Consider the following 2819-nt stretch of genomic DNA (forward strand, 5'->3'; position numbering starts at 1 on the left):
CATCGCCGAGGACATGACCGCACCGGTGCCCAACCCGGCCGACGCGTTCATCGAGCTGGTCAACTTCCTGCGCGCCCACCACGAGACCCAGCAGGCCACCGCCGACATGGTCTGGGGTGTCCGCGACGCCACCGGCCACCTGGCCACGGCCGCCGGCACCGTCGCCACCAACTACACCGGGTCGGACGCCTTCGCCTCCGCGCGCGTGACCGACGTCGAGCGGGCCCTCGCCAACCCGGCCGCCACGACGCCTCGCGGCGCGCCGCCGGTGCTGCCCGATCCCACCGGGCCGGAGCCCACGCCGGGGCAGGTGCGGGGTCCGGTGGTGCTGCCATGATCGAGCGGGGCACCGGCGGCCGCACGTCGGCCCTCACCGACTGGCGGCTGATGGACGTCGCCAGCATGTGGGCCTGCCTCCAGGACCACGACACCACCAACCACTGGAAGCAGGTCGCCGGCTGGCGCAAGGTCTGCGACCTCGCGCGGGCCCACCTGAGCCGGCTCCAGGAATACCGCAAGGGGCTGGCCGAGGCCTGGCCTCCGCAGAGCAACGAGGCCGCCCGGGCGTACATCCGTGAGCTGGACGAGCTGATCGACAAGGTGCAGCGCACGCACGACGCCGCCAGCGCCAACTACACCGTGCTCTCCGCCGCCACGCAGGCCATCAGCACCACCCGCGCGGAGCTCAAGAAGATCTACGAGACGTACGCCGTCAAGGTCCAGGAGAAGCAGACGTACGACGCGACGCTCGCCGACCCGAAGGCAGCCATGGGCAGCCGGGTCCCCGATCGACCGGTGACCGACGCCGACCTGGAACGACTCAACGTCCAAGCACGCGGCATCATGTACGGCCTCAGCAACGAACTCCAACAGGCCCAAGTAATGCTCCGCCAACCACCACCCGTCAGGCCACCAAAGCAGACAGATAATCCGGATGTCTATGGCGGCTCGGGCACAGCGCCCGTCATACCTCCAATCGTCCCACTCCCAATCTCGGGAAAGATTTCCGGATCTCCGGCGCCACCACGACCAGCAAGTAACGCTAAGCCAGTCACTACTCCCACAGCGCCAGGGAGCGGGCCAGTACTCGGCGGGGTGGGCAGCGGGCTAGCACCATTGCCAGTCAGTCCCTCGACGCCAGGAGCAACACCGGCGCCCTCCAATCCATCTACGCCGGGATTGGGAATTCCGCCAACAGCTCCCGGCGCACCTCAGCACCGACCAAGTCCACGCGAATCTTTGCCGGATAAGATGGGACGACCTGTTGCCCGCAGTGCAAATGGTCTACCCAACGCCAACTCACCAGTTCAGCCACGGGCCATGCCGCCAAGCGGCCTCATTGGGGGTTTCCCTGGCACCAGCATCGGGCAACCTGGATCGGCCAATAACCAGCCACGTCGGGTGAACCCGATCGGCGGGGTAATCGGTGGTGGAGGCGCAGGAACAGCGCCGTCAGGCGGTGCTGGTTCCCGGCCGGGTGGCGGTCGAGGCCTCGGGGCAACACAAGGGGCATCACCATTGCACGGCACTCCAGGTACAGGGTTTCTTGGCAGCCCAGCAAGCGGTAACGGATTTGGCGGGCCATCAGGCCGACTGGCCGAACGTGATAAAAATGGCGAGGAACAGCGGCGCTGGGACCCCACTCACCCGTGGGAGACCGAACAGGGCGTGGCTCCAGTAGTACGTCCTCCAGACGACGAAGGTCCAATTGATCCGGGCCCCGCCATCGGCCTAGATCGGTGATTGTTCGTTCGGCCACTAGGGCGCTTATCACGCTAGTTCTCTCAACATTGCCCTTGACTCCCCCCAACTCCGCCCTAGCTCATCCCACATTAACCCCTTCACACTCCCCAGGCGTGAACAGAATCCGGGGGGATCAGTGGCATTTACGATATCTAAACGTCAACCAAGCCCACAGAATTACACGAGGCGACGGCTCAGTGGTGGCCGTCCCCGATACCGGAGTAAGTAAGCATCCAGATTTACACAACAACCTACTTCCAGGCATTGATATAATTTCCGGGGGATCCGGCGACGGCCGACAAGATTTGGATAGCCACGGCACTTCCATGGCAGGACTCATCGCCGCTCACGGCCAGAGCGGAACTGAGGGAGCGCTAGGGGTAGCCCCTGGAGCTAAAATTCTGCCGATTTTCGCTTCCCCACCAAATGGCGACGGGGATCCTGACATCTTGGCACAGGGGATTGAATATGCGATCTCTAAGAACGTCCAGGTAATTAGCATTTCCAGTGGCGGCACGTCCAGTGCGCGACTCGATCGAATAATCGACAGAGCGTTAGCTTCCAACATCGTCGTAGTGGCCGCCGCCGGGAATAGGCCCGAGGACTCACGCGTAAGCTACCCTGCGTCAAAGGAAGGCGTCATCGCTGTCGGTGGAATCGATCGCAAGGGAAAGCGCGCCTCTATCGCCATAACCGGGCCTGAAATTGACGTCGTAGCACCTGCGGTAGAAATATATAGCACCAGCCTTGACGCGAATTACTCAAGAGGTTCCGGAACCTCCGGTGCCACCGCTATCGTTGCCGGAGCCGTCGCGTTGATTAGATCCAAGTACCCGAACCTGCCTGCCTCCGAGGTGGCGCACAGGCTCACGGCTACCGCGATCGACAAGGGCCCCCCGGGGCGGGACGACGAGTACGGGCACGGGGTCATCGACCTGGTGGCGGCGTTGACTGCTGACGTACCGCCGCTGGGTTTCGGTTCGGCGACGGCGAGCGCGCCGGCCCCCACCGCCGCGACCACGACGGCGGTAGCGGAGCCGGCGGACGACGGGAACAGTGCGGCGACGGCCCGTGGC

At 64.5% G+C, this 2819-nt stretch carries 3 protein-coding genes; all 3 read left to right on the top strand.

Going from position 1 to position 2819, the window contains the following annotated elements; all coding sequences use genetic code 11:
- A partial coding sequence (locus tag AB0B91_RS64805) for a hypothetical protein (RefSeq protein ID WP_358342952.1) occupies positions 1–337 on the top strand: 337 nt, incomplete at its 5' end.
- Positions 334–1743, top strand: coding sequence for a hypothetical protein (locus tag AB0B91_RS64810; protein ID WP_357660050.1), 1410 nt, complete (start codon positions 334–336; stop codon positions 1741–1743). The genes AB0B91_RS64805 and AB0B91_RS64810, both read left to right, overlap by 4 nt.
- A gap of 197 nt (positions 1744–1940) precedes the next feature.
- Positions 1941–2819, top strand: an 879-nt coding sequence (locus tag AB0B91_RS64815; RefSeq protein WP_358342954.1) for a S8 family serine peptidase, incomplete at its 3' end; no start/stop codon positions are given.

This window comes from Nonomuraea sp. NPDC049141 (assembly GCF_040648415.1).
Lineage (GTDB): Bacteria > Actinomycetota > Actinomycetes > Streptosporangiales > Streptosporangiaceae > Nonomuraea.